The following is a 26,534-nucleotide window of genomic DNA, read 5'->3' as shown; positions in this document are numbered from 1 at the left end:
GCCCAAGTTTTGTGCAGACGCTTGCTTTTTGGGGGCCATTGAGTCACACTAGCGGGTCGAAATTTCGGGTTAACCCGTAGGTTTCTGGAGTCTGGACTTATGCAAACAAGGGGGCATGAAGTGCGTTTTCAGGGATAGGCGATTTGCCTGTCCAGGATTGCATAAGTCGTGTGAAAGGTTTCGTTGATGCTGAAGGCTGTAGCCACCCGGGCGCGCAAAGCAGGGGTTTTGTGTGTTCTGGGTGTTGCGTTCGTGCTGTCCCCGGTTGCGGGGCACGCCCGTAAATCCCCGTCCACAGACGGGTCCATCACCCCCATTGCACTGGCCGACTTGCCGCCCCAAGGGCGAGCGACGTATGCGCTGATCCTTGAGGGCGGGCCGTTTCCGTACGACAAGGATGGATCGGTTTTCGGCAATCGCGAGCGGCTGTTGCCCGCCCACCAGCGGGGCTACTACCGCGAATACACCGTCAGAACGCCAGGATCGCGCGACCGGGGAGCCCGGCGCATCGTGTGCGGCGGCAAGCCCCGGACCCCGGACGCCTGCTACTACACCAGCGACCACTACGCCAGTTTTCGCGAAATCGCCAAATGACACCCGTTGCGGTGCACGCCTGCCAAATGAAACTTGGCAACCTGCACCGTATCCCATTGAATTCACCCATCGCAGGCTGGCCCTCGCAGCCCTGCGAGATGCCAGAAGTTTGTGGACTTTCTAAAGAAAGAGTAGCGGAGATGCAGACGCCACTTCGTAAAGACCTGGAAACGCCACTGCGTGGCGTGCGCACCAACATCGTGCAGTCCATCCGCGCCTTCCGCGTGCAGGACCTGCAGGATGCAGCCACTTCCATGGGTCACCATTTCTTGTACGCCAACCTGGCCCACGCGCAGTCCAAGCAGGATGTGCTGGACCTGATTGCCGGGCAATTCACCTTCCCGTCGCACTTCGGCAAGAACTTCGACGCGTTGTACGACTGCATGACAGACCCCTTGCACAAATCAGGCCCGCAGCCTGGTTTCATCGTGGTGCTGGAGCAGATCCCCGCCACCGGCAAGTTCGACAAGGAAGCCCGCGAGCAACTGCTCGACATCTTCCGGGACGCTGCCGACTACTGGGGCGACCGCAAGATCCCCTTCCGGTGTTTCTATTCTTTTCTGTAGCCCGTTCTGCATCCACCAGCCAAGCAGAACGGGCGAACGAGGCTCACGGCACCCCGGGTGTCGAGGTCATAGACATCGGCAGCGCAGCAGCAGCTGTTGCCACCGATCCCTCCGGCGAGAAGATGCCCACCGACAAGCTCGTGGACGTCTCGCCCATGGCGCTGCGCATGAGCAGCCCCTTCAACTCCGGGTACTGGCTCAGCGCCGCGTAGCAGGGGCATCCCCCTGAGGCGCTGCGCCTCGGTGCCACCGCCAGAGGCGGCGGCTCTTCGGGCTCGTCCAAGCCTGCGCAGGCAGGCTTGGATCCGCGGCCCTCAGCCCCTCCTCTCGAACGGCTGCGCCGTTCGGGAAGGGGGACGACACCAGCGCGGCGGGGCGGCCCTTGCGCGGTGTCTCACGCCTTGGCCGCGCCAGTTTCGGTGTAAGTGACGAAATCAGCGTACACGACTGCAGCGCGTGCCTGCTTCAAACCTGTTGACGTTTGACCGACGGGTTTGGCATCGCGTCGGGACCGGTGCGACGTTGGCAGGCGTGCTTGCAGCTGCACCGTGCAGCCTGCCTGAGCCCTCAGACGCCCCTTATCACTGATCAAATTGACCGCTACCGCTTGTCCGGCAAGCGCTAACAGCTATCAATTCAAGAGCAAGCCTGTGCCAGCGCCACGTATTCGGCCACGGGCACTTCCTCGGCGCGGCGTTGGGTGTCGAAGGTGCCGGGGAACTGGCGGGCCTCGAGCCAGCGGCCCAGGGTGTGGCGCAGCAGCTTGCGGCGCTGGCTGAAGGCCACCTGCACCAGTTCTTCCAGCAGGGGCACCGACAGCGCAGCGGGCTCGGCGTGCGGGACCATGCGCACCACGGCACTGTCCACGCGCGGGGGCGGGTCGAAGCTCTCCGGTGGCACGAACAGCACGTTCTCCATCGCGTAGCGCCACTGCAGCATCACCGACAGGCGGCCGTAGTCGCTGGTCGAGGGGCGGGCCACCATGCGGTCGATCACTTCCTTTTGCAGCATGAAGTGCTGGTCCTGGATGACCTCCACATGTTCGAGCAGATGGAACAGGATGGGCGTGGAGATGTTGTACGGCAGGTTGCCGACCACACGCAGCCGCAGGTCGGGCTGGCCCGCCTTGGCGCGAAAGTCCTGCGCCAGCTGCGTGAAGTCGACCCGCAGCACATCGGACTCGATCACGTCGAGATGCCCGTGCAGCCGCAGGCGCAGGGCCAGGTCGCGGTCGAGCTCGATCACCGTCAGGCGGCCCAGGCGCTCCACCAGAGGCTGCGTGAGCGCCGCCAGCCCGGGGCCGATCTCGACCATGGGGTCGCCCGGCTGGGGCGCGATGGCCTGCACGATGTCTTCGATGATGCTTTTGTCGGACAGGAAATGCTGCCCGAAGCGCTTGCGGGGAATGTGTTTCATGCCATGGGCCCGCGTGTGTGGTCGATGTGCGAGCTGTGACGAGGGCGCGCAGACCAGCGGCCGCCGCGCAAGGGCCGCTTGGCAGCGCAGGCTGCGCTTCGCTGGCGTGCACTGGCGGCGTCCCCCTTCCCGAGTCGCGCAGCGATGGGAGAGAAGGGGCTGAGGGCCGCGGCTCCAAGCCTGCCTGCGCAGGCTTGGACGTGCCCGAAGAGCCGCTGTCTCTGGCTGCGGTGCCGAGGCGCGCAGCGCCTCAGGGGGATGCACTGATTCTTCATTGCGGCGGGTCGCGGTATTCCACGTAGGCCCGGCCGCGCAGTTCCTGCGCCCAGGTGGCGTAGGCCTCGTCGAGCTTCTTCTCGCGCACCGTGTCGCGCGCCATGTCACGCTGCTCGCGCTGCGTGAGCTTGGCCTCGCGGCGCTCCAGCAGCTGGATCAGGTGCACGCCGAAGCGCGAGACCAGCGGCTCGCTGATGTCGCCAGGCTTCAAAGCGTTCAGGGCCTGCTCGAACTCGGGCACGTAGCGGCCCGGGTTGGCCCAGCCCAGATCGCCGCCTTCCTTGGAGCTGCCGTCCTGCGAATGCTCGCGCGCCAGCGCGGCAAAGTCGGCCTGGCCTGCCAGGATGCGGCGGCGGTAGTCGGCCAGGCGCGCCGCGGCGGCGGCTTCGGTCAGCTGGGGGCTGGTGCGCAGCAGGATGTGGCGTGCGTGGCTTTGCGTCACGGTGGTGGGCACGCCTGCGGTCACGCGCTCGACCACCTTCAGGACGTGAAAGCCCGCGGGCGACCGCACGGGGCCCACGATGCCGCCCACCGGCAGGCCCAGCGTGGAGTTCACGAACAGTTCGGGGTAGCGGTCGGCAGGGCGCAGGCCCAGCAGCCCGTTGTTGCGCTGGCCTTCGGGTGCGTCGGAGAGTTCGCGCGCGACGGTGGCGAAGTCCTCGCCGGCCCGCACGCGGTCGGCGGCGCGCTGGGCGCGTGCCTGGCGCTCGGCCACCTGCACGGGGCTGGCGTTCTCGGGCACCAGGACCAGCACGTGGCCCAGGTTGATTTCCATGGACGCGACGTCCGTGCCCTTTTGCTGCTCGCGCAGGTACTGGTCGATGTCCAGGTCGCTGACCTTCACACGGGCTTCCACTTCGCGCTCGCGCAGGCGCTGCTGCAGCAGCTGGTTGCGCAGCTCTTCGCGAAAGCGCTCCTTGCCCATGCCGTCGCGGGCCAGGCGCCGGTACAGCTCGTCGGTGGTCATGTTGTTCTGGCGGGCCACGCCCTGCTCGGCCTGCGACACGGCGAAGTCGTCCACCTTGATGCCGGATTCCTTGGCCTGCTGCAGCTGCGCGCGCTCGACGATGAGCCGCTCGAGCACCTCGCGCGCCAGCACGTCGCGCGGCGGCTGGGCGCCGCCCTGCTGCGCCAGCTGGGCCTCGGCGCGGGCCAGGCGCGAGCGCACTTCGTTGTTGGTGATCGGCTCGGAATTCACCACCGCCACGATGTAGTCCGCAGCGCGCGGGCCGGCGCTGCTGGTGCCGCTGGCGCTGCTTTCAGGCGGCAGCGTGATCGACGGTGTGGCGGCCGGGCGCGACAGCCCCGTGCCCGCAGCAGCCCCTGAAGGCCGCAGGCCCTGCGCGGCGGCGCTTTGGGCCATGAGGGAAACCAGGGCGGCCGCCAAGGCCAGGGCAAATGCTCGTTGGTTCATGGTGTGGAGCGTAAGAGGTGACCGGGGCGCACGAGCGCCTAGTCGTAGTTGGTGAAACGGCTGGGCGTACTGACCTGCTCGCGCAGGTACTGGTAACGCGGCACATGTTGCTTGAAGGTTTCCAGCGGGCTGGAGCCCAGGCTCAGGCGGGAGAAGCCGACGAACTCCACCTGGAACAGAAGCCGGGTGTTGGAGGTGGTCACGCCGCTTTGCAGGCGCTCGAGCACCACGCGGCCGATCCAGCAGCAGCTGTCGTATTCGAGGCCCACCACGGTGTCCACGAGCTTTCGGTCCTGCAGGCTGTAGTTCAGGCGTCCCACGGTGTACCAGCGGTTGCCGCCCTGGCCCCGGCCGCGGCCCAGGTCCTGGCCCTTGTCGCCCCACAGGTCGTTCAAGGGCCATTGCCAGCCGATGTCGATCTGCTCGCTGGTGCCGCGCTGCAGGCGGTAGGCGGCGCTCACGGTGCGGTAGTTGCCCGGGCTGTAGCGCGCGCCGATGGTCGAGCGGATCGAACGCCCCGTCTTGGGGTTGTACTGCACGGTGGAGTCAAAGCCCCACTGCGGCGTCCAGGAGATGCCCGCGCCCAGCAGCACGTCCGACAGGCGCTCGCTCACGGGCGCGCCGCCAGGCAGCGTCACCTGCTGGTCGGAGAACCGCACGCGCTGCGCAATGCCGAAACGCGCGGCCTCGGCGCCGGTGTTCGGGTCCAGCAGGCGTGTGCTCACGCCCAGCGTCAGCAGGTTGTTGTCGGCGATGCGGTCGTTGCCGCCGAACGCGTTCTCGGTGTAGATGGTCGCGAAGTTGAAGTCGTTGGCGGCCGTGTCGTACACGGGCAGGCGGCTCTGGTCGCGGTATGGCGTGTAGGTGTAGAAGGCGCGCGGCTCCAGCGTCTGCAGGAACGACCGGCCGAAGTACGCCGCGTCGCGCTCGAAGACCAGGCCGCTGTCCAGGCTGAACGTGGGCAGCGTGCGGCTGGCCGAGCGGTCGCCGTTGCTCAGGCCCGTGTCGAACTGGTACGTGGTGGCATGCAGCTGCAGACGCGGCGTGATGAAGCCGCCGGGCGCCAGAAACGGCCGGCTGATCGCCGCCATGGCATAGCTGCGGTCGGCGTTGGGCTGGTTGGTCAGCGCCCGGGCCGCCTGAAAGCGCGTGGTGTCCAGTTCCACCGTGGCATCGAAGCCGCCGCCCAGCTGCGAGGGCACGTAGCGCCACTGCATCTGGGGCATGCGGTCGTACGGCGGCACGATGGGCGAGTTCACGTCCTGCAGCGTCTGCCACTTGAGGGTGCGCACCGAGGCGCTCATGTCGTTGGAGCCCCACGACAGGCTGGCGTCGTTGGGCAGCAGGCGCTGGCGCAGCGGCTCGGACGCGCGGCCGAAGTCGCGCCAGTAGTTGTCGTCGCTCACGCGGTTGACGTTGATGTTGAGCCCCACGCCGCCGATGCCGGTATCCAGCATCCCCTGGTGCTGGCCCGAGTAGCTCCAGCGCATGCGGTCGCGCAGCCGGTCGCCGGGCATCACGTCGCCGCTGATCTGGCCCTTGTAGCTGGGCTCCAGGTAACGGAACTCGCCGCCCAGGTTGGCGCCGCGCTTGGTCATCAGCGCCGCGCGCAGCGTGGCGTCGCGGTTGGGGGCGATGTTCCAGTAGTAGGGCTGCGAATAGGCCACGCCGTCGCGGCTGTCGAGGCCGATGGTCGGCGGCAGCAGCCCCGACTTGCGCTTGTCCGACAGCGGAAAGCTGATGTACGGGATGGGCGGCAGCGACACGCCTTTGAACTCCAGCACCGCGTTCTCGGCCGTGCCCACCGACTCTTCGTTGTCGATGCGGATGACGCTGGCGCGCAGCACCCAGTCAGGCTGCCAGCTGGCTTCGTCGCCCACCTGGCAGGTGGTGTAGGTGGCGCTGTGCACCACCGCGCGGTCCTTGTCGATGAAGTCCACCCGCTTGGATTCGCCGTGCGCCTGCGTGGCCAGAAAGCGGTAGCGCGCGTCGCTGAAGAAGCCCTCGAACGCATCCACGCGCAGCTCGAGCGCCGTGCCTTCGTAGACGTTGCCGGCGCGGTTCACGCGCACCTGGCCCCGGGCCTTGGCCAGGTCTTCGGGCACGTCGTAGTCCAGCCGGTCGGCGCGGATCACGGTGTCGCCCCGGCGCAGCTCGGCATTGCCTTCGATGACCGCGTTCAAGTCGGTCTGGCCGCTGATGTGGTCACCCCGCACGAAGACGGGCAACTGGGGCCGCACCGCGTCCGGGATCTTTTCCTGCAGCAGGGGCGAGCTGCGCAGCGCGGGCGGCGCATCCCAGGCACTGCCGGCGGGCGCCGTACCGGCCTGGGCCAGGGCGGACAGGGGCAGGCCGCACCAGGCGAGCGCCACGCCATAGGCCAGGGCTCGCGGCACGGGCGGGCGCAACCGAGCGGCCTGTGCCGTGGCGGGCCGGGTCCGGAGGGAGGGGGTCTGCGCGGGAGAAGGCTGGCTGCGTGGCACGTGGGGCGGTGGGCAGAGGGCGGACAAAAGGAAGACCGCGGCAGGGGAGCCCACAGCGGTTTGTAAAATCGGATTATCCATGAGCCACCCATCCCCCTCCCTGCCCGCCGTTCCACCCGCCTCGCCGGGCGGCTCAGCCCCCGCCGCCACGGCCGTCACCTGGCCTGACGCAGCCCGCCACAGCGCCTTCGATGCGTGGCTCGCGCCGCTGGTGGGCCCCCACCAGTTGCTGCCCCACACGCTGCGCCCCGCCTCGGCGGATGCGAGCTTTCGGCGCTACCTGCGCATCGACAGCGCCAGCGGCGTGAGCCGCATCGTGATGGACGCTCCGCCGGACAAGGAAAACTGCCGGCCCTTCGTGCAGGTGCAGGCCCTTCTGGCCGCCGCAGGCCTGCACGTGCCGCAGATCCTGGCCTGGGACGAGGCGGGCGGCTTCATGCTGCTGTCCGACCTGGGCCACCAGACCCTGATCGAGCTGCTGGACCCCGCCCGGCCCCAGGACGCGTACGCCTGGTACCAGCAGGCCACCGATGCGCTGCTGGACTGGCAGAAAGCCTCGCAGCCCGGCGTGCTGCCCGTCTATGACGAAGCTCTGCTGCGCCGCGAGCTGGCGCTGTTTCCGGACTGGTACCTGGGCAAGCACCGCGGCGTCACGCTCGATGCCACCCAGCAGGCCACGCTCCAGAGCGCGTTCGATGCGATCGTGGCGCACAACCTGGCCGCCCCCAGCGTGTATGTGCACCGCGACTTCATGACCCGGAACCTGATGGCCCCTGTACCGGCGGGGGCCCGGCCCGCCCACAGCCCGGCCACGCCCGCCGACGGCCCGCTGGGCGTGCTGGACTTCCAGGACGCGGTCTACGGCCCCATCACCTACGACATCGCCAGCCTGCTGCGCGACGCGTTCATCAGCTGGGAAGAAGAGTTTGTCATCGACATTACCGTGCGTTACTGGGAAAAGGCGCGCAAGGCCGGCCTGCTGGGCGCGAGCAGCGCCAGCGGCTGGGGCAACGACTTCGGCGAGTTCTACCGCAGCGTGGAGTGGATGGGCCTGCAGCGCCACCTGAAGGTCGCGGGCATCTTTGCACGCCTGACGCTGCGCGACGGCAAGCCCAAGTACCTGGCCGACACGCCACGCTTCATGGCCTACATCGGCGCCACGGCCAACCGCTACCGCCAGCTCGGGCCGCTGCTCAAGATGCTGGACGAGATCGAAGGCACGCAGCCGGTCGTGGGCTTTGCCTACGGCCGCATATAGGCCAGCCGCTCTCACCATCAAAACAGCCTCTGCCGCTCATCCAGCAAGCGCCAGCAGCTACCAAATTAATAGCATATGCCCCGTTTCCATTGCCCGGAGGTCCTGATCACCGGGGCCGAACTGGACCTGCCCCCCGGCGCCGCGCGCCATGTGCAGGTGCTGCGCCTGCAGCCGGGTGACGGCATCACGCTGTTCCATGGCGGGCAGGGCGCGGGCGACCCCGGCGGAGAGTTCGACGCCACCGTGCTGCGCATGGGCCGCAGCGACGTGCGCGTGGTGGTGGGCGCGCACCACGCCGTCGAGCGCGAGGCACCGCGCGCCGTGCACCTGCTGGCGGGCATCACCGCCAACGAGCGCATGGACTGGCTGGTGGAGAAAGCCACCGAGCTCGGCGTGGCCAGCATCACCCCGCTGGTGGCCGAGCGCAGCGTGCTCAAGCTCAAGGGCGAGCGCGCCGAGAAGAAGCTCGCCCACTGGCAGGCCGTGGCCGTGGCCGCCTGCGAGCAGTGCGGCCGCAACCGCGTGCCCGTGGTGCATGACGCGGTCGACCTGGCCGGGTGGGTGCGCGCGCAGGGCGCGGCCACGGGCCTGGCCGGCGCACCCGCGGGTGCGCAGCGCCTGCTGCTGTCGCTGCGCGCCGGCACGGCACCCCTGCGCGGCGCCATCGAGCCGGGGAGCGAAGAACGGGCCTTGGTCTTCCTGTCGGGCCCCGAGGGTGGGCTCAGCGCCGCCGAGGAAGATCTTGCACTGCAGCATGGCTTTGCCCCCACCACGCTCGGGCCGCGCGTGCTGCGGGCCGAAACGGCGCCACTGGCCGCCCTGGCCGCGCTCACCCTGTAGGCGGCCACCCGCACCCCGCGTCATCCCGCCCTGTGGGCCTGTACGCCCCGCAGGCCGAGGCCTAGAATGAAACGACGTCAGGCCCAGGCCCTCCCGGGGCGGCCTGCTGCTCCGTGCCTTGCGCGGTGATTGGTCCATCAGGAGCTTCGATTTGCGCGCACCGTCACGCTGGAAACGCTTGAGGGACGTGGTTCTCTCCACCGACCCCCGTCGGCGCACGCTGATGAGCGTGGCGCTGCTCGCGCTGGTGCTGATGAGCGCCAGTTCGGGCGTGATGCTGCTGGTGGCCGGGGCCAGCGACGCGACGAATGCGCCCGCCGTGCAGTGGTGGGCCGCCATCTCGGTGGGTGGGCTGGCCGTGATGACCGCTTTCATCCGATCCGGCCACACAGCGCGCCTGGCCGACCCTTCCCTGACCGTACCGCAGATGGTCTGGACCATCACCAGCGGCGCCGTGGCGTACGTGCTGGCCGGCGAAGCGCGGGGCATCGTGCCCAGCGTGCTGGCCATGATCCTGTTCTTCGGCACCTTCGGCCTCAGCGTGGCGGAGGTGATCGGCATCGGCGTGTACGCGCTGCTGGCCTTCAGCTGCGCGGTGGCGGCCACCACGCGCTTCAGCACCTCTCCCTTCGGCTACCTGGACACGGCCTACGCGCTCATGGTGCTCATCGTGCTGGGTGGCAGCATTGCGCTGAACCTGCGCATCCAGCGCATCCGCGCGCGGCTGAGCGAGCAGCGCCAAGCGCTGGCCCAGGCCCTGGCCGTGAACCGCGAGCTGGCCACGCGCGACGAACTCACCGGCCTGCCCAACCGCCGCGCCATGCAGGACCTGATGGACCTGGAGCACCGCCGCAGCCTGCGCAGCGGCCGCCCCATGCTGCTGGCCGAGCTGGACATCGACCACTTCAAGCGCATCAACGACAGCCACGGCCACGCCACCGGCGACCGCGCGCTGCAGGCCTTTGCCGGCGTGGTGCGGGCCAGCGTGCGCGACACCGACGTGCTGGGCCGCTGGGGCGGCGAAGAATTCGTGCTGCTGCTGTCCGACACCCAGAGCGACGACGCGCGCGAACTGCTCGAACGCGTGCGCCTGGCGGTGGCCGGCATGGAGATCCCGCACCCCTCGGGCAGCCTGCACATGACGCTGTCGGCCGGCCTGGCGCTGCACCTGCCGGGCGACACGGTGGAGCTGACGCTGGAGCGCGCCGACCAGGCGCTGTACACCGCCAAGTCGCTCGGGCGCAACCGCATCGTCGTCGCCCCGATCCACCCGCGTGCCAGCGGCAAAGGCCCCGGCCAGCCTTTAGGCGCCCGCGCCTGAGCGCCTAAAGGCGCACCGGTGGCCACGGCCAGGCAGGCGCCAAGGTGCTTAAGGCGGGCCACCGGTGCCGCAGCTCCACAGCTCCACAGCTCCACAGCTCCACCGCTTCACAGCTCCATCACTTGGCCGCGCAAAGGCACTCCTTTTTTGATAGCTACCCGCGCTTGCCAATTCAGCGGTAGCGGGCATTTTTAATGGAAACCTCGGCCCAGCCCGGTACCATCGCACCATGAGCACGCACTACGAAACCCTGCACCCCGCCGACACCTACCGCGAGGCGTTCGCCGTGGAGCCCCCCGCCGATCCCGGCGAGCGCCACCTGTGGCCGCGCAAGCCCGGGGGCTTCATCGTCCACGCCGCCACCGCCGCCGCCATTGCCAACCCTGCTGCAGCGACCACCGCCGCCGCCGTCGAGGCCCCCGGCGACAGCGCCCAGGACGCGGAAGCTGCCGCTGCCGAGGCAGAGGCAACCGCCCCCGGCCAAGGCACTGCCGCAGCCACCCCTGCGACCACCCGCGTGTTCGTGCCTGCGCAATGGGGCCTGGTGCCGCACTGGGTCAAGTCCGCATCCGACGCGAAGCTGCGCGCGCCCAAGCTGGTCAATGCCAAGTCCGACCTCGCCTCCACCGGCACCGCGTTCCGCGACGCGTGGCTCAAGGGCCAGCGCTGCATCGTGCCCATGCAGGCGTTCTACGAAGACGACTACCGCGCCGGCAAGACCCTGCCCACCCGCATCTCGCGCGTGGACGGCAAGCCCATGGGCGTGGCGGGCCTGTGGGCGCGCTGGCAGGGCAGCGACGGCGAAGTCATCGTGAGCTACTGCCTGCTCACCGTGAACGCCAACAACCACGCGCTGCTGCACCGCTACCAGCAGCCCGGCAGCGAAAAGAGCATGCCCGCCATCCTGAACGAAGGCGCCTACGACGCCTGGCTCACGGCCCGGCAGGACAAGGCCAAGGAGTTCATGCGCCAGTACGCGCCGCAGTGGCTCACGGCCAACCCGGTGGAGAAGAAGGCGGACAAGGTGCCCAAGGGGTGGCTGGGCTGAAGCTCAGTGCGGCCCCGGTTGCCGTTGCACCCCGCTGAACCTCGCCGAACCCAACCTCACCCCACCCACCGTTCACGCTGAGCCTGTCGAAGCGCGGCGCAAGGCTTCGGCAGGTTCAGGCGCGGCCAGTCGAGACGGCATGACGGACGACGGCGAAAGCGCCCCGCAGCAAGCCGGAGTTTCAAGCACTGGCCGCCACCTTACCCACGGGGCGCTGCACGCTGGCTGATCCTCATCCGCCGGCGTGCACAATGCCAGGGCCCTGCGCCTGGGTTCGATCCGGTGCGGTCTGCGCCCGACCCCTCCCTCGCCCCCTCCATCACCGTGAACAAGAACCTGTGGCTGCTGGCCCTGTGCCAGGGCCTTTTCCTGACCAACAACGTCGTCTTCATCGCCATCAATGGTCTGGTGGGGCTGCAGCTGGCGCCCTTCGGCTGGATGGCCACGCTGCCCGTGATGGGCTACGTGGTGGGTGCCGCACTCTCCACCCCGCTGGTGGCGCGCACGCAGGCGCGCTGGGGGCGGCGGGCGTCGTTCCAGATCGGGCTGGCCGTGGCCGTGGTGTCGTGCGGGCTGTGCGCGTGGGCGGCCTTCCAGGCCCACTTCTGGATGCTGTGCGCGGCCACCTTGGTGGCGGGGTACTACAGCGCCAACGGCAGCCTGTACCGCTTTGCGGCTGCCGAGCTGACCGCGCCGGACTACCGCGAAAAGGCCGTGTCGCTGGTACTGGCCGGGGGCCTGCTGGGCGCGGTGGCCGGGCCCAACCTGGCCAGCGCCACGCGCACGCTGTTTCCCGTACCGTTTGCGGGCGCCTATGTCGCTCTCATGGGGGTGGCGCTGCTGTCGATGCTGTGCATGGCCGCGATACGGTTCGCGCCACGCGCTGCGCCGCGCGACGCCGCTGGCCAGCCCGTACACGGCAGGCCGCTGTCCGAGCTGATGCGACAGCCGGTGTTCGTGGTGGCCATCCTGGGAGCCGCGCTGGGCTATGGCGTGATGAACCTGCTCATGGCCGCCACACCGCTGGCGATGCAGGTGTGCGGCTTCGGCTTCAACGACTCGGCGCTGGTGCTGGAGTGGCATGTGATCGGCATGTTCGCGCCGGGCTTTGTCACCGGCCACCTCATCAAGCGCCTGGGCGTGCTGCCCATCATGGGCGCGGGCGTGCTGCTCAACCTCGCCTGCGTGGCCGTGGCGCTGATGGGCATCGAGCTGCACCACTTCGGCATTGCGCTGTTTCTGCTGGGCGTGGGCTGGAATTTTCTTTTCACCGGCGCCACCACCCTGTCGATGACGGCCTACCGGCCCGAAGAGAAGGACCGCGCGCAGGCCGCCATCAATTTCTGCGTGTTCGGCACGCTGGCGATGAGCTCGTTCGCGTCGGGCGTGCTGGTCACCACGCAGGGCTGGGCGCTGCTCAATGCCGGCACGCTCGCGCCGATGGCGGTCACGGGCCTGGCGCTCGCCTGGCTGGCGGTGCAGCGCCGGCGCGCTATCCCGTCCGGCCCCGGTCCTGCACCGCGGCCATGAGCCACTGCACGAAGGCATCGACGGCCGCGTCCTCCCGCCGGTCCTGCGCCACGAAGAGGCTGTAGCCGCGCGCGTCGCTGTCGTGGTGCGGGTGGGCCAGCACCAGCTCGCCCGACTGCAGCTCGCGCTCCACGAAGTAGCGCGGCACCAGGCCCACGCCCAGGTCGGCGCGCACGGCCTCGACCAGCATGGAGAACAGATCGAAGCGGTGGCCGCCCAGGCTGTGCGCGGGCACGCGGGTGATGCCGGCGCGGCTGAACCATGCGTCCCACGCGCCCAGCCGCGAGCTCAGCTGCAGCAGCGGCACGGCGCGGAAGTCCTTGCGCTCCATGGCGCGGCGGTGGCGCGACGCGGGTGCGCACACCGCCACGCAGACCTCGCTCATCAGCGGCACGGGCTGCGCGCCGGGCCAGGCCGCATCGCTGTACTGCACGGCCACGTCGAACGGTACCTCCTGCATGTAGGTGTGCGTGGGGTAGACCTGCAGGTGCAGGCTGCAGGCCTTGTGCGCGGCCAGGAAGGTGGGCAGGCGCGGCAGCAGCCAGCGCTCGGCGAACACGGGCACGCAGCCCACCAGCAGCCGCGCGCCGTCGGGCCGCTGGGCCATGGCTTCGAGCGTGTGGTTCTGCAGGCGCAGCAGGTCGCCCACGATCTGCGCGTGGTAGCGGCGACCCACGTCGGTGAGCGTGGAGCCGCGCGCGCCGCGCTGCACCAGCTGCAGGCCGAGCTGCCCTTCGAGCAGGCGCAGCTGCTGGCTGACGGCGCTGTGGGTGATGCACAGCTCTTCGGCGGCCTTGCTCACGCCGTGGTGGCGCGCCACGGCGTCGAAGACGAGCAGGGCGCGAGTGCTGGGGATGTGGTGGCGCATGCGATGAGGTGTAAGAAAAACTGCCGGCTCGGCAGATTAAAGCAGAACCGGCGGGTGCGAATCGGTCCAACAATTGCATGGCATTTTGTGCTGTGCCACGGGCTTCATCGATGAAGCCATGCTGGCCTGCATCCCTTGTCTCGCCCTCTTTTGTCTGACCATGAAGAACCCTGCCCGCACCCTTCGCTTCACTCCCCTGGCTGGCGCCGCGGCCCTGGCCGCTGCCGCGCTGCTCGGCCCCGTGGCCGCCCATGCCCAGGGCGCCGTCGCGCCCACGCCCACCACGCTGCGCCCGGCGGTGGACAAGGCCTACACCCAGCTCATGGCCGCGCCGCAGGTCGCACGCCTGCTCGACGCCGTCAAGGCCGACCATGACCGCGCGACCGAAGACCTCAAGATGCTGACCGAGATCGAGGCGCCGCCGTTCAAGGAGCAAAAGCGCGCCGAGGCGTTCCTCGCGCGCCTGAAGGCCCTGGGCCTGATGAGTGCCGCCATCGACGCCGAAGGCAACGTGGTGGGCATCCGCAAGGGCACGGGCCACGGCCCCAAGCTCGTGATCTCGGCGCACCTGGACACGGTGTTCCCGGCCGGCACCGACGTGAAGGTCAAGGAGCGTGACGGCAAGCTGTACGCGCCCGGCATTTCGGACAACACGCGCGGCCTGGCCGTGCTGTTGTCGTGGCTCAAGGTGCTGAACGACCAGAAGATCGCCACCGTGGGCGACCTGGTGTTCGTCGGCAATGTGGGCGAGGAAGAGCTGGGCAACCTGCGCGGCATGAAGCACCTGTTCAAGGAGCACCTGGACATCGACGGCATGGTGGCGCTGGAGCCCGCGCCCGACGGCACGGTGCTGGTGCTGGGCACGGGCAGCCACCGCCACGAGGTGACCTTCAAGGGCCCCGGCGGCCACAGCTACGCGGCCTTCGGCCAGGTGCCCAGTGCCATTCACGGCATGGGCCGCGCGATCGCCAAGATCGCCGAGATCCGCACGCCCGCCACACCCAAGACCACCTTCACCGTGGGCACGGTGGGCGGCGGCACGTCGGTGAACACCATTGCGCCCGATGCGCGCATGGCGGTGGACATCCGCTCCGACGAGATGGCGCCGCTGCTGGCCACCGAAAAGCAGGTGCTGTCGGCCATCGACGCCGCCGTGGCGGAAGAGAACGCGCGCTGGAGCGTGAACACGCTGTCGGCATCGACCAAGCTCATCGGCGACCGGCCGGGTGGCCGCACCGCGGCGGACTCGGTGATCGTGGAGGCCGCCGTGCGCGCCAACACCGCGTTCGGCCGCACCACGGTGCTGGGCGGTGCCAGCACCGATGCCAATGTGCCGATGTCGCTGGGCATCCCGGCCATCGTGATCGGGGGCGGGGGCAAGACGGGCGGCTTTCATGCGCTGTCGGAGTGGATCGACCTGACCGACGCCTGGAAGGGCGCGCAGACCTCGCTGGTGACGGTGCTGGGCCTGGTGGGTGTGCAAGGCGTGAGCGAACCGCTTTTGGAAAAGCGGCAGAAAAGGTAGCCCCCCTGAGCGGCTTCGCCGCTTCCCCCAAGGGGAACGCCGCCAGCGCGGCGGGGCGGCCCTTGCGCGGCGGCACTGGCCTGGGGCCGCGCCAGTATCGGCAGGTTGGGGACATAGCGGCGACCCCTCCCACCCGTTCGGGCTGAGCCTGTCGAAGCCAGGGCGCTGCGCAGTCAGCAACGCAGGGCGATAGAGCACTGAATTCACCTTTGTTGACACAGGGCGTGCCCCCGACTGCGTAACATCTGCCTTTTGTTGTCTTGCGCAGGAGATCGCCATGGGCTTGCTCGATTCCGTTTTGGGTGCCGTCATCAACAACGCCTCGCAGGGCAGCGCCAATGCTGCCAGCCACGGCGGTGCAGCCGGTGGGCTGGGCGGGCTCATCAGCCTGGCGGCGCAGAACCCGCAGCTCATCCAGGCGGTGATGTCCCTCATCAGCAACGACGGCCCGGTGGGTGGCCTGCCGGGCCTGATGGCCAAGTTCCAGCAGGCGGGGCTGGGCAATGTGATTGCGTCGTGGCTGGGCTCGGGGCCCAACCAGGCGATCTCGGGCGATCAGCTGTCGCAGGTGCTGGGCAGCGGCCCGCTGTCGCAGATTGCGGCGCAACTGGGTGTGGGCTCCGGCGCCGCGGCCGGGCAACTGGCGCAGGTGCTGCCAGGCCTGGTGGATCAGTTGAGCCCCCAAGGCCAGGCACCGCAAGGTGGGTTTGGCAATGCCAACGATCTGTTCGGCATGCTGGGCGGTTTGCTACAAAAATAGAAGCACGTAGCGCCGTCTGAACAAGCGCTGCAGGGTTCCCCGGCATGTGGGCCGCTGTGCGTCTGTGTGTGCCGGTGCGCCAGGTTACCTTTCTTCACAGCTCAGAGAAGTTCTCACAGCCCTCCCCAAGGTGGTGCGCTTAGCATCTTGTGCCGCCGTCTCTGCCACTGCGCAGGCACGTCGCGTCACAACACCAACGAGAGGGAATTCCAGCATGAGCCAACCCAACGCCGACCACACCGGCACGCCGTCTTTCGAACCCGCAGCCCCGGCCAGCGCCACCGACACGGTGGAGTTGTCGGAGGCCTGGCAAAAGCGTTTCGCGTTGATCAAACGCGCAGGGGGCGTGAAGATGCCCAAGCTCAAGGAGCTGAACTTTCGCGAGCGCATGGCCTGCAACTTCAATTTGCTGGCAGCCATCTTCGGCCCGTTCTACTATGCCGCCAAGGGCATGTGGAAGCGCGGGCTGGCTTACTGGGGAATGGCATTTGCAGGCATTTTGCTGCTGGAGTTGATCATCACGCTGGCCGGGTTCGGGCATGTTCTCAAAGGTGTGCACTACACCGGAGCCTGGGCTGCACTGTTCGGCATGATGGCCAACCGCGACTACTACAAGAAGGTCGTGCTCCATGACAACGGGTGGTTTTGACCTGCCTGCGCCGGCAACGTCCCACCCACCGCCACAGCAGCCCCCGCAGCCAGCGCCAGCGTCACCGGCCTTGCGAAGGGCGCAGCGCTGCATCCGTGCGGCGGCGGCCACCGGGCTGCTGACCACCGTCCTCACCATCTCCGTCACTGCAGGCGCGGCCATGGGCACGAACGGTGTGCCTTTCAGCTGGCCCTTGCTGCTGGAGGTGTTGATCCCTGCGGGACTCACGGCGGGCATCCATTGGCGCAGCCGTATCGCGGCGGCATTGATGCTGGCTTACTTTCTGCTGTCCAAGGCGCTTTGGGTGTGGAACGACCTCTTGCTGCACGATGACGATGGCGGCGTGGCCTGGGCCGATGTCGTGGACAGCCTGGACGCCTGCCTCAGCGGCGGTTTGTTCGTGATGGTCGTCCTGGTGTGTCTCTATGCAGCAGGGGTTTACGGCACGGTGGCCTGGCACCGGCTCCACCGCAGGCAGTGACGCGGCGCCCACCCGCAGTGCTGGCGCGGCGGCCTCAGGCCGCCGCGGGGTGCCGCGCCACCAGCCACCGCTGCAGCCGTTCGAACACGGGCTCGGCCAGCTCGGGGCATTCATTGAACAGCTCGTGGTACAGCGGTTCGAAGCAGTGCGACTGCACCACGGCCGCGGGTGCCGCGGCCGCAAAGGCGCGGCTGCCAGCGGGGTTGACGAGCTTGTCCGCGCCAGCCCAGATCAACAGCGTGGGCACCGTCCAGTGCGCCGCGCAGGCCACGGTGGCGGGGCCGCCTTGGGCGATGAAGCGCGCCAGGCGTGCGCTGATGCGGTCATGGCACAGCGGGTCGGCCAGGTAGGCGGCCACCACGGCCGGATCGTGCGAGAGGTACTGCGCATCGAGCCCGTTGCCCACGCGAAGGTTGGGTGCCAGGCGCGGCAGCGTGGCCAGCAGCAGCTTCTGCACGGGGCCGAGCCCTGCGTCCAGTGCGGGGGACGACAGCACCAGCGCATCCACCGGCCGCAGGTTCAGCGACACGAAACGCGACGCCACCAGCCCGCCCATGCTGTGGCCCAGCAGCACCAGCGGCTGGCCTGCCGGCATGCGGGCGCGGGTGGCGTCCACCATGTCGGCCAGGTCGGCCAGCAGGCGCATGTCGCTGGTCAGCCCGCCGCGCGGCCCACCGGACTCGCCGTGGCCGTACTGGTCGTAGCCGCGCACGGCGAAGCCCCAGCTGTTGAGCCGGCGCGCGACAGGGTCGTAGCGGCCCACATGCTCACCCAGGCCGTGCACCAGCAGCACCGTGCCGCGGCAGGGTTCGCCGGGTGCCAGGGCCCAGTCCTGCATGGCCAGGTTTTCGCCATCGGCGGCGGTGAAGGTGCGCAGGGTCGAGACGGCGAGTTCGGACATAGGGGAGCAGCGATGAGGGGGCAATAAAAACAGGCAGGAGCAGGGTGGGGCGGTGACAGGTGCGGACGCGGCAGCGCACCGGGATGTGCCCTTCTTCCATCCGCCCACCCGTGCGCACCCCGGACAAGGCCTGCGCGGCGCTGGGGCGGCTCGGCGTGAGCGGGGTTTATGGGATCGAAGGCGCGCGGGTAGGCCGGTATCAGGCCGACGCCACCGGCAATGCCGCGATCACCTGTGCCACGGCGGCGGTGAGCTTCTTGGCATAGGGCACGTGCAGGAACTCGTTGGGGCCGTGCGCATTGCTCTTGGGGCCCAGCACGCCGCAAACCATCATCTGCGCGGTGGGAAAGCCTTCGCTGAGCATGTTCATGAGCGGGATGGTGCCGCCCTGGCCGATGTGGCCGCAGGGCGCGCCGAAGTGGGCCTGCGATGCGTCGTTGAGCGCCTGCTCGAACCACGGCGTGGCGCTGGGCGCGTTCCAGCCGGTGGCGCCGCTGGTGCCCTGGAAGGTGACCTTGGCCTGGTAGGGCGCGTTGTCTTCGAGCAGGGCTTTGAGCTCCTGCACGGCCTGGCCGGCATCGACCAGGGGCGGCAGGCGCAGGCTCAGCTTGAACGCGGTGTAGGGGCGCAGCACGTTGCCGGCGTCCTGCAGCGCGGGGAAGCCCTCGGCGCCGGTCACGCTGAGCGTGGGCTCCCAGGTGCGCTTGAGCAGAGCCTGCAACGGGTCGGTGGTGGTGGGCAGCGCAAAGGTGGTGGCGCCGCCGCAGTCGTAGTGCGCCCAGGGGAAGCGCTTGTACACCTCTTCACCCAGGATGGCGGCCGTAGCGCGGGCCTGGGCCAGGCGGTCGGCAGGCACTTCGCAATGAAAGCTGTGCGGCAGCAGGCGGCCGGTGGCGCTGTCTTCCAGCCGGTCGAGCACCTGCCGCATGATGCGGAACGACGAGGGCACCAGGCCCGAGGCGTCGCCGGAGTGGATGCCTTCGGTCAGGATCTCGACCTTGAGCGTGCCGGTGGCCATGCCGCGCAGGCTGGTGGTGAGCCACAGCTGGTCGTAGTTGCCCGCACCCGAGTCCAGGCACACCACCAGCGCGACGTTGCCCATGCGGGACTTGAGCGCATCGATGTAGGGCAGCAGGTCGCGCGAGCCGCTTTCCTCGCAGGTCTCGATCAGGCCGACGATGCGCGGGTGGGGCACGTTCTGGCGCTTGAGTTCCTGCACGGCCGCGATGCTGGCGTAGACCGCGTAACCGTCGTCGGCGCCGCCGCGGCCGTAGAGCTTGCCGTCCTCGTACTTGGGCGTCCAGGGCCCCAGGTCGTTGCGCCAGCCGCTGAATTCGGGCTGCTTGTCGAGGTGGCCGTACATCAGCACGGTGTCGGTGGTGCCGGCCTGGGTGGATTCGATCTCGAAGAACAGCACGGGGGTGCGGCCTGGGAGGCGCACGACTTCGAGCGTGAGGCCTGCGACCTTCTGCGATTCGACCCACGCGGCGGCGTTGCGCACCACGGCATCGAGCAGGCCCTGCTCGGCCCAGTCGGGCGAGAACATGGGCGACTTGGCGGGGATGGCGATGTAGTCGGTCAGCTGGCGGACGATGTCGTTGTCCCACGCCTGGCTCACCCGTTCCAGGGCCAGGTCGGGTTGCAGTGCGTGGGCGGGAATGCGGGCGTTCATGGGCGGCTCTCCTCGAAGGTGGGATGGGTCTCGTGGACCAAAACCACCATTCCAACACAACACCCGCGCGGGCGCCATGGCGCAAAGGCATGTCCCTGGAGTGCCCCGCCATGCGGCAGCGCGCAGGCGGCAGCGCCCGCCGGTAACCAGGAGCCCTTCAGTACCGCGACGCAGGCTGGGTGTCGGGGCTGCTGCGCGGGCCCGGGTCCGCCGGGCGGCGCAGCGACGTGGCCACCTCGACGCGGTTGCGCCCTTTTTCCTTGGCCTCATAGAGCGCGCGGTCGGCGGCGGCGATCAGCATGTCCCAGCTGTCGCCGGGCTCCAGCCGCCCGCCGAACACGCCGATGCTCACGGTGACGGGGATGCTGACCCCTTCGCTGGATTCGGTGCCGTCGGCCGCGCGGATGCGGCAGCGCGAGTCCGCCACCTCGCGGCACAGCGCGCGCGCGAGCTGCTCGGCGCCCAGCAGGGTGGTGTCGGGCAGCAGCACCATGAACTCTTCGCCGCCGTAGCGGCCCACCAGGTCCTGCGCGCGCACGCGGGCCCGCAGCACGTTGACCACGTGGCACAGCACCTGGTCGCCGGCGGGGTGGCCGTAGCGGTCGTTCACGCGCTTGAAGTGGTCGATGTCCACCATCATGAGTGCGATGGACTCGCGCGTGCGCACGGCGCGCGAGGCATCGCGGTCGAGCGCGGCGATGAGCGAGCGGCGGTTGGCCACGCCGGTGAGCGGATCGACCGCGGCCATGATGCGGTTGTTTTCATCGGCGCGGTCGCGCGCCATGAAGACGAAGCCCATGGTGCTGATGAGCACCACCGAGAAGGTGCCCATGAACGTGAGCGTCTGCAGCACGCTGCCCTGCAGGATGCTCATGGCGGTGGAATGGCTGCTGAGCGCCAGCAGCGCGCGGCCGCCGAGCACGGCCGCCTCGATGCCCAGCCCCGCCACCAGCAGCCACTGCCCGCGCCCCACCGTGGCGTGGCGGCGCTCGAGCGCGGAGACCAGCGTCCACACGGCCTGCAGGCCGATCACCAGGCTGACGAAGCTCACGCGCGCGGCGAAGTTGTCGATGAAAACGATGACGACCCCGGCGACCAGCGCAGGCGGCGCCCACAGCAGCATCCAGCGCACCGCCCGCCCCTGGAACTGGTAGATCGCCGCGATCATGCCCACGAACACGCACGACAGCAGGACGTTGCCCACCACCACCGACAGGACGTCGGGCACCACGCCGCGCAGCATGATGAGGCTGTGCCCGATGGCATTGACCAGGAGCGCCCCGGCCCAGCGCGCCAGGCCGTCGCGCCGGCGGCCCCAGCCCACCACGGCCATGGCGGCCGCCATCATGAGCGAGCTGACAATGATCATTGCCAGCATGGTGGGGACGTGGGCAGCCATGAAGTGCTGGAGTGGGTGCTTGTGGTGGGTCGGCCCAGCATAAACCAAGGACCGCGGCGCAGGAAACGGCAAATGTGCAGGCCTGCGGCGCAAGGCGCCCGGCGGTGCGCCGCGCTCAGGTCGCCGCGGCGGCCCGGGCGAGGGCGCGGTCGCGCCAGCCCAGGCCTTCGGTCGTGCCCGCCGCCGGCCGGTATTCGCAGCCCACCCAGCCGCGCCAGCCCAGGGCGTCGATGGTGTCCAGCAGGTAGGGGTAGTGCAGCTCGCCCTGGTCGGGCTCGTGGCGGTACGGCACGCCCGCGATCTGGATGTGCGCGACGCGGCCGGTGGGCAGGTAGCGGCGCAGCTTGGTGGCCACGTCGCCCTCCACGATCTGGCAGTGGTACAGGTCCATCTGCACCTTGAGGTTGTCGGCCTGCACCGCGTCGAGCAGCTCGTGCGCGTGGTCCTGCCGGTTCAGGAAGTAGCGCGGCACATCGCGCAGGTTGATGGGCTCGATGAGGATCTCGCGCCCGGAGCGCGCGGCTTCGTCCGCCGCCCAGCGCAGGTTGCCCGCGCACAGGCCCTTGAGCGACTCGCGCTCCACGCCCGATGGCACGATGCCCGACAGCACGTGGATGCGCGGGCAGCCGAGCACGTCGGCGTAGCGCAGGGCCTCCTGCACGCCGGCGCGGAACTCCGCTTCGCGCCCGGGAAGGGCGGCGGTGCCGCGCGCGCTCTGGTCCCAGGCGGCGGCCATGCCGGCGGGGTCGGCGCCGCCAGCCGGCGCGTTGAACAGCACCAGCTGCAAGCCGTTGTCCTGCAGCCGCGCCGCAATGTCGCCCGCGGCCCAGGCATACGGGAACTGGAACTCCACCGCGCTGAAACCGTCGCGCGCCGCGGCGCCAAAGCGGTCCAGGAAGGGCAGCTCGGTGTACATCAGCGTCAGGTTGGCGGCAAACTGGGGCATGGCAGCGGGTGCAGTGGCGTTCAGGACCCGGCAGCTTATCGTGCAGCAGGCAGGCTGCAGCACGGCACACCGACACCTACAAGCCAAAATGGCCGCTACCGCTTGATGGACGAGCGCCAGCAGCTCATAAATTAATAGCATTGCTATTTCCACACCATTTCCAGTCACCGTGAAGGACCCTCGATGCGCATCGGAGAACTCGCCCAACGCACCGGCACCACCCCCAAGGCCGTGCGCCTGTACGAGGCACGCGGCCTGATGGGCGCGGTGGCGCGCTCAGGCAGCTACCGCGACTATGGCGAGGCTGATGTGGCGCGGGTGCTGCTGATCCGGCGCGCGCAGGCGCTGGGGTTTCGGCTGGCGGAGCTGGGCGGTCTGCCTGCGCTCGATTCCGCCACGGGGTGGGACGCCGTGGGCCAGCTCATCGCCGACCGCCGCGCTGCCGTGGCCGCCGAGCGCGCGCGCCTGGACCTGCTCGATGCCGAACTGGCGCAGCTGGAGCGGGAGCTGCTGCAGTGCGATGCCCAGGCCGTGCCCGCGAGCGCTGCGGCCTGCGCGGTGGAGCCTGCCTCGCCACCGCCCCCACCTCCATCGAGGCCCGCCACCAAGTCTGCGCGCACCAACCCGCCACGCGGCTTTGTCGCCAGGGTTTGATCCCGCTGCTTGACTCTGCCCCGCGGGGCAGGGTGACCATGCCTGCATCGACAACCAAGAGCCTGAGCAGGCTCTCACGCCGTGCAGGCGAATGGAGGTTTTGTGGCAGAGCAGCAGCGCATTCTCATCATCCTGGGCCACCCGTCGGCCGACAGCCTGTGTGCCGGCATGGCGCACGCGTATGCCGATGGCGCGCGCCAGGCGGGCACCGAGGTGAGGCTTCTCAACCTGGGGCAGCTGGCGTTCGACCCGCGGTTCCAGGGCTACGGCGCGGCCCAGCCGCTGGAGCCCGACCTCGCGGCCGCGCAGGCCGACATCGCCTGGGCGGGGCACCTGGTGTGGGTCTACCCGATCTGGTGGGGCGCCATGCCGGCGCTGCTCAAGGGCTTCATCGACCGGGTGTTCCTGCCCGGGTACGCATTCAAATACCGCCCCGGTTCGTCGCTGTGGGACAAGCTGCTGGCCGGGCGGTCGGCCGAGCTGCTGGTGACGATGGACTCGCCGCCGTGGTACTTCCGCTGGGTCACGCGCATGCCGGGGCACCACCAGATGAAGAAGGCCATCCTGGAGTTCTGCGGCATCCGGCCGGTGCGCGTGCACAGCTTCGGCCCGGTGCGCAGCGCCAGCACCGGGCGGCTGGCGCAGTGGGTGGAGGCGGCGCGCCAGCTGGGCGCGCGGCAGGCGCGGCGCGCGCCGCGAGGCCGGCGCACCGGGCCCGGCCTCGCGCCCGCCGCTACTTCTTCGCCGACGACGCCGACGACGCCGTGAAGGCCTGCACCGCCGCACGGCCCACGGCCGGGTCGTCGGTGAAGAAGCCGTCGATGCCCGCGCGCAGGTAGGCGGTGATCTCGGCCACGCTGTCGCCGCGCTGCGTGCCGTCGGTGGCAGGCGCCTTCTTCAGGCCTGCAGGCAGGAAGGCGTTCTCGGGCCGCAGGGTCCAGATGTGCACGGCCAGGCCGGCGGCGCGGGCGCGCTCCACCAGGCCCGTGGGCTCGCCGGGCAGGCCGTCCTTCACCGGCACCACCAGGGTCTTGAACGGGCCGATGGCGTTGGCGTACGCGGCCACCTGCTGCAGGCCGCCCGGCGTGAGCAGGTCGGCATAGCTGCGCGCGTTGGCCGCGCCCTGGGCCACGAAGTCGTAGGGCCGGCCCGACGGCGCGATCAGTTGCACCAGGCGCACGGTGCTGAGCTTGCGGATGGCCTGCAGGTTGGCCACTTCGAAGGACTGCACGAACACGGGTGCGTCCTGGTGGTTCCAGCCGTTCTTCTCCAGCACCGCCAGCAGCGGCGCCTCCAGCGGCTGGCCGATGGACTGGAAGTAGGTGGGGTGCTTGGTTTCGGGGTAGATGCCGATGGTCCTGCCCGTCTTGGTGCTCTGGGCCTTGGCCAGGTCGATCACTTCCTGCAGCGTTGGGATCTCGAACTGGCCGTTGTAGGCCACATTGGCCGGGCGCTGCGCCGGGATGCGTTCGCGGGCGCGCAGGGTTTTCAGCTCGGCCAGCGTGAAGTCTTCGGTGAACCAGCCGGTGATGGACTGGCCGTCGATGGTCTTGGTGGCCTTGCGCGCGGCGAACTCGGGGCGGTCCACCACGTCGGTGGTGGCTTCCTTCACCGCGCCGTCGGTGCCCAGGATGGCGATGGCATTCTCGTGCCGCGCCACCAGCACGCCGTCCTTGGTGATCACGAGGTCGGGCTCGATGATGTCGGCGCCGTCGTCGATGGCCTTCTGGTAGGCCGCCAGCGTGTGCTCGGGCCGCAGGGCCGAGGCGCCCCGGTGGGCGATGACGGTGGGCGTGGGCGGCCAGGCCTGCTGAGCTGTGGCGCCCAGGGCCCAGGTGGCGAGCAGCGCGGCGGCAGCCACGGTGCGCAGTGCAATGCGGTTCATGCGGGTCTCCTTCAGTCCTTGCAAGAAGAGCGCACCTTAGCCGATGCGGTTGACAGCGGCGTGTCGCCTCGCTTCGCGCCCCTCGGGAGCCGCCATGGCATGGGCCTCTTTGCACTCGCACCCACCGTTCGGGCCGAGCCTGTCGAATCCTTGCGCGGCGCTTCGACTGCGTCAGCGTGAACGGTTCAAGCCGATGGACGCCGCATCGCTACGCATGTTCAAAATGGAACACTGCCGTGCTGGCGCGCATGTTGGGCAGCCAGCGCACTTCCTGCCCGTCCTGCAGGCCGAAGGACTCCAGGATGCGCAGGCTGTTCTTGGTGGCCAGCACCTCGAAGTCCTTGTACGTGCCCACGCGGATGTTGGGCGTGTCGTACCACTGGTAGGGCAGGCGGCGCGTGACGGGCATGCGCCCGCGCAGGATGGACAGGCGGTTGGGCCAGTGCGCAAAGTTGGGAAAGGCCACCACGCCGGTGCGGCCCACGCGCGCCGTTTCGCGCAGCATGACCTCCGCATTGCGCAGGTGCTGCAGCGTGTCGATCTGCAGCACCACGTCGAAGCTGTTGTCGCCGAACATGGCCAGCCCTTCGTCCAGGTTGAGCTGGATCACGTCCACCCCGCGCTGCACGCAGGCCAGCACGTTGGCATCGGCGATCTCCACGCCGTAGCCGCTGCAGCCGCGTTCGCGCTGCAGGTAGTCGAGCATGGCGCCATTGCCGCAGCCCAGGTCGAGCACCCGGCTGCCCTGGGGCACCAGGCGCGCCAGCGCCTCCATGGCGGCTTTGTCGGTCATGGCTGCACCTCCTTGGAAATGCTATCGAAGTAAGAGCGCATCACGCCCATGTAGCGGGCGTCATCGAGCAGGAAGGCATCGTGGCCGTGGGGTGCGTCGATCTCGGCGTAGCTCACGCTGCGGCGGTTGTCGAGCAGGGCCTTGACGATCTCTCGGCTGCGCTGGGGCGAGAAGCGCCAGTCGGTGGTGAAGCTCACCAGCAGGAACCGCGCCGTGGCCCGCGCGAGGGCCCGCGTGAGGTTGCCAGCGTGCGCGCGGGCGGGGTCGAAGTAGTCGAGCGCGCGGGTGATCAGCAGGTAGGTATTGGCGTCGAAGTAGTCGCTGAACTTGTCGCCCTGGTAGCGCAGGTAGCTCTCGATCTGGAATTCGATGTCCTGGGTGCTGTACAGATAGTCGCGGAGGTCCGGCGCTGGGCCGCCCCGAGCCGGACCAGCCCCCTCGGGGGGCAGCGAACCACGCGAAGCGGGGAGCGTGGGCGCACGCAAGCTGCGGCCGAACTTCTCGTTCATCACATCGTCGCTGAGGTACGTGATGTGGCCGATCATGCGGGCGATGCGCAGGCCGCGCTTGGGGATCACGCCGTGGCGGTAGAAGTGGCCGCCGTGGAAGTCCGGGTCGGTCACGATGGCGCGGCGGGCGACCTCGTTGAAGGCGATGTTCTCGGCCGTGAGGTTGGGCGCGCTGGCCACCACCACGGCGTGGCGCATGCGCTCGGGGTACTGCAGCGTCCAGCTCAGGGCCTGCATGCCGCCCAGGCTGCCGCCCAGCACGGCGGCCAGTTGCCGTATGCCCAGGCGGTCGAGCAGGCGGGCCTGGGCGTTGACCCAGTCCTCCACCGTGACCACCGGGAAGTCCGCGCCGTAGACCTCGCCCGTGTCGGGGTGCGTGTGCATGGGGCCGGTGGAGCCGAAGCACGAGCCCAGGTTGTTCACGCCGATCACGAAGAAGCGGTCGGTGTCCACCGGCTTGCCCGGGCCGATCATGTTGTCCCACCAGCCTTCGCTCTTGTCCTGCCCGGCGTAGACGCCCGCCACGTGGTGGGAGGCGTTGAGCGCGTGGCACACGAGCACGGCGTTGGAGCGGTCGGCATTGAGCGTGCCGTAGGTCTCGAAGGCCAGGTCGAAGGCGCGGATGGTCGCGCCGCTTTGCAGCGGCAGCACCTCCGCAAAGTGCATGGTCTGGGGTGTGGCGATGAACGACATAGTTGGAACTGGTGAGCCCTCACGTTCCACCGCTTGCATTCGCCGAATGCTCC

24 protein-coding genes are annotated in these 26,534 nt (G+C 69.3%); 13 read left to right on the top strand and 11 right to left on the bottom strand.

Annotation, left to right across the window (positions count from 1 at the left end):
* Positions 1-186 precede the first annotated feature (186 nt).
* Both ASG27_RS02270 and ASG27_RS02265 read left to right on the top strand, forming a co-directional pair.
* Positions 187-594, top strand: coding sequence for a ribonuclease domain-containing protein (locus tag ASG27_RS02270; RefSeq protein ID WP_056171418.1), 408 nt, complete (start codon positions 187-189; stop codon positions 592-594).
* Positions 595-734: 140 nt separating this feature from the next.
* On the top strand, positions 735-1,160 hold the full coding sequence (locus ASG27_RS02265; RefSeq protein ID WP_010464776.1) for a barstar family protein: 426 nt from the start codon (positions 735-737) through the stop codon (positions 1,158-1,160).
* Positions 1,161-1,796: 636 nt separating this feature from the next.
* Here the strand turns inward: ASG27_RS02265 and rsmA are convergent.
* The 3 genes from rsmA to ASG27_RS02250 form a co-directional block, all read right to left on the bottom strand.
* Entirely contained in the window at positions 1,797-2,576 is a 780-nt protein-coding gene (gene rsmA, locus ASG27_RS02260) for a 16S rRNA (adenine(1518)-N(6)/adenine(1519)-N(6))-dimethyltransferase RsmA (protein ID WP_056410945.1), read from the bottom strand.
* 271 nt (positions 2,577-2,847) lie between these two features.
* Positions 2,848-4,266, bottom strand: coding sequence for a peptidylprolyl isomerase (locus ASG27_RS02255; RefSeq protein WP_056410943.1), 1,419 nt, complete (start codon positions 4,264-4,266; stop codon positions 2,848-2,850).
* Between the two features lie 38 nt (positions 4,267-4,304).
* A complete protein-coding gene (locus tag ASG27_RS02250) occupies positions 4,305-6,830 on the bottom strand; it encodes an LPS-assembly protein LptD (RefSeq protein ID WP_056410939.1) in 2,526 nt (841 codons plus the stop codon).
* Here ASG27_RS02250 and ASG27_RS02245 point away from each other — a divergent pair.
* From ASG27_RS02245 to ASG27_RS02225, 5 genes are all read left to right on the top strand, one after another.
* Positions 6,829-8,007, top strand: coding sequence for an aminoglycoside phosphotransferase family protein (locus tag ASG27_RS02245; protein WP_056410935.1), 1,179 nt, complete (start codon positions 6,829-6,831; stop codon positions 8,005-8,007). The two genes, ASG27_RS02250 and ASG27_RS02245, sit on opposite strands and share 2 nt — an antisense overlap.
* Before the next feature lie 75 nt (positions 8,008-8,082).
* The gene (locus tag ASG27_RS02240; RefSeq protein WP_056410932.1) at positions 8,083-8,847 is read left to right on the top strand and encodes a 16S rRNA (uracil(1498)-N(3))-methyltransferase; all 765 of its coding nucleotides are present in this window, start codon (positions 8,083-8,085) and stop codon (positions 8,845-8,847) included.
* 187 nt (positions 8,848-9,034) lie between these two features.
* On the top strand, positions 9,035-10,168 hold the full coding sequence (locus ASG27_RS02235) for a diguanylate cyclase domain-containing protein (protein WP_235503868.1): 1,134 nt from the start codon (positions 9,035-9,037) through the stop codon (positions 10,166-10,168).
* A gap of 229 nt (positions 10,169-10,397) precedes the next feature.
* Positions 10,398-11,216: an SOS response-associated peptidase gene (locus tag ASG27_RS02230; RefSeq protein WP_056410927.1), complete on the top strand. Its 819-nt coding sequence runs from the start codon at positions 10,398-10,400 to the stop codon at positions 11,214-11,216.
* Positions 11,217-11,540: 324 nt separating this feature from the next.
* Complete coding sequence (locus ASG27_RS02225) at positions 11,541-12,746, top strand: MFS transporter (RefSeq protein ID WP_056410923.1); 1,206 nt, start codon at positions 11,541-11,543, stop codon at positions 12,744-12,746.
* Here the strand turns inward: ASG27_RS02225 and ASG27_RS02220 are convergent.
* Positions 12,709-13,614, bottom strand: coding sequence for a LysR family transcriptional regulator (locus tag ASG27_RS02220; protein WP_056410921.1), 906 nt, complete (start codon positions 13,612-13,614; stop codon positions 12,709-12,711). The two genes, ASG27_RS02225 and ASG27_RS02220, sit on opposite strands and share 38 nt — an antisense overlap.
* Positions 13,615-13,774: 160 nt before the next feature.
* On the opposite strand from ASG27_RS02220, the gene ASG27_RS02215 reads away from it, so the two are divergent.
* The 4 genes from ASG27_RS02215 to ASG27_RS02200 all read left to right on the top strand — a co-directional run bounded on the left by ASG27_RS02215 (position 13,775) and on the right by ASG27_RS02200 (position 17,029).
* Entirely contained in the window at positions 13,775-15,139 is a 1,365-nt protein-coding gene (locus ASG27_RS02215; RefSeq protein WP_056410916.1) for a M20/M25/M40 family metallo-hydrolase, read from the top strand.
* Positions 15,140-15,416: 277 nt separating this feature from the next.
* Positions 15,417-15,899 carry a YidB family protein gene (locus ASG27_RS02210; protein WP_056410913.1) on the top strand — a complete coding sequence of 161 codons (483 nt, stop codon included), beginning with the start codon at positions 15,417-15,419 and terminating at the stop codon, positions 15,897-15,899.
* A 214-nt stretch (positions 15,900-16,113) separates the two neighbouring features.
* Positions 16,114-16,548: a DUF2628 domain-containing protein gene (locus ASG27_RS02205; RefSeq protein WP_056410910.1), complete on the top strand. Its 435-nt coding sequence runs from the start codon at positions 16,114-16,116 to the stop codon at positions 16,546-16,548.
* The gene (locus ASG27_RS02200) at positions 16,529-17,029 is read left to right on the top strand and encodes a hypothetical protein (RefSeq protein WP_156370411.1); all 501 of its coding nucleotides are present in this window, start codon (positions 16,529-16,531) and stop codon (positions 17,027-17,029) included. Before ASG27_RS02205 ends, ASG27_RS02200 begins: the two co-directional genes overlap by 20 nt.
* Before the next feature lie 34 nt (positions 17,030-17,063).
* On the opposite strand, the gene ASG27_RS02195 is transcribed toward ASG27_RS02200, so the two are convergent.
* The 4 genes from ASG27_RS02195 to otnI form a co-directional block, all read right to left on the bottom strand.
* A complete protein-coding gene (locus tag ASG27_RS02195) occupies positions 17,064-17,930 on the bottom strand; it encodes an alpha/beta hydrolase (RefSeq protein WP_056410905.1) in 867 nt (288 codons plus the stop codon).
* Between the two features lie 199 nt (positions 17,931-18,129).
* Positions 18,130-19,602: a M20 family metallopeptidase gene (locus ASG27_RS02190; RefSeq protein WP_056410903.1), complete on the bottom strand. Its 1,473-nt coding sequence runs from the start codon at positions 19,600-19,602 to the stop codon at positions 18,130-18,132.
* A 157-nt stretch (positions 19,603-19,759) separates the two neighbouring features.
* The gene (locus ASG27_RS02185; protein ID WP_056410900.1) at positions 19,760-21,001 is read right to left on the bottom strand and encodes a GGDEF domain-containing protein; all 1,242 of its coding nucleotides are present in this window, start codon (positions 20,999-21,001) and stop codon (positions 19,760-19,762) included.
* A 115-nt stretch (positions 21,002-21,116) separates the two neighbouring features.
* Entirely contained in the window at positions 21,117-21,947 is an 831-nt protein-coding gene (gene otnI, locus ASG27_RS02180; RefSeq protein ID WP_056410895.1) for a 2-oxo-tetronate isomerase, read from the bottom strand.
* Between the two features lie 183 nt (positions 21,948-22,130).
* Between otnI and ASG27_RS02175 the strand changes: the two genes are divergently transcribed.
* The gene (locus ASG27_RS02175; protein WP_056410893.1) at positions 22,131-22,601 is read left to right on the top strand and encodes a MerR family transcriptional regulator; all 471 of its coding nucleotides are present in this window, start codon (positions 22,131-22,133) and stop codon (positions 22,599-22,601) included.
* A 102-nt stretch (positions 22,602-22,703) separates the two neighbouring features.
* Positions 22,704-23,369 carry an NAD(P)H-dependent oxidoreductase gene (locus ASG27_RS02170; protein ID WP_056410892.1) on the top strand — a complete coding sequence of 222 codons (666 nt, stop codon included), beginning with the start codon at positions 22,704-22,706 and terminating at the stop codon, positions 23,367-23,369.
* Here ASG27_RS02170 and ASG27_RS02165 read toward each other — a convergent pair.
* The 3 genes from ASG27_RS02165 to metX form a co-directional block, all read right to left on the bottom strand.
* Positions 23,335-24,486 carry a glycerophosphodiester phosphodiesterase gene (locus ASG27_RS02165; protein WP_056410890.1) on the bottom strand — a complete coding sequence of 384 codons (1,152 nt, stop codon included), beginning with the start codon at positions 24,484-24,486 and terminating at the stop codon, positions 23,335-23,337. The two genes, ASG27_RS02170 and ASG27_RS02165, sit on opposite strands and share 35 nt — an antisense overlap.
* Positions 24,487-24,694: 208 nt before the next feature.
* Positions 24,695-25,279 (bottom strand): methionine biosynthesis protein MetW, encoded by a 585-nt coding sequence (gene metW, locus ASG27_RS02160; RefSeq protein WP_056410887.1) that lies wholly within the window; start codon positions 25,277-25,279, stop codon positions 24,695-24,697.
* Positions 25,276-26,481 (bottom strand): homoserine O-acetyltransferase MetX, encoded by a 1,206-nt coding sequence (metX, locus tag ASG27_RS02155; RefSeq protein WP_056410884.1) that lies wholly within the window; start codon positions 26,479-26,481, stop codon positions 25,276-25,278. The genes metW and metX overlap by 4 nt, the downstream gene beginning before the upstream one ends.
* Positions 26,482-26,534 lie beyond the last annotated feature (53 nt).

This window comes from Acidovorax sp. Leaf191 (genome assembly GCF_001424425.1).
Taxonomy (GTDB): Bacteria; Pseudomonadota; Gammaproteobacteria; order Burkholderiales; family Burkholderiaceae_C; genus Acidovorax.
This window is presented reverse-complemented; position numbering and strand designations above follow the sequence as displayed.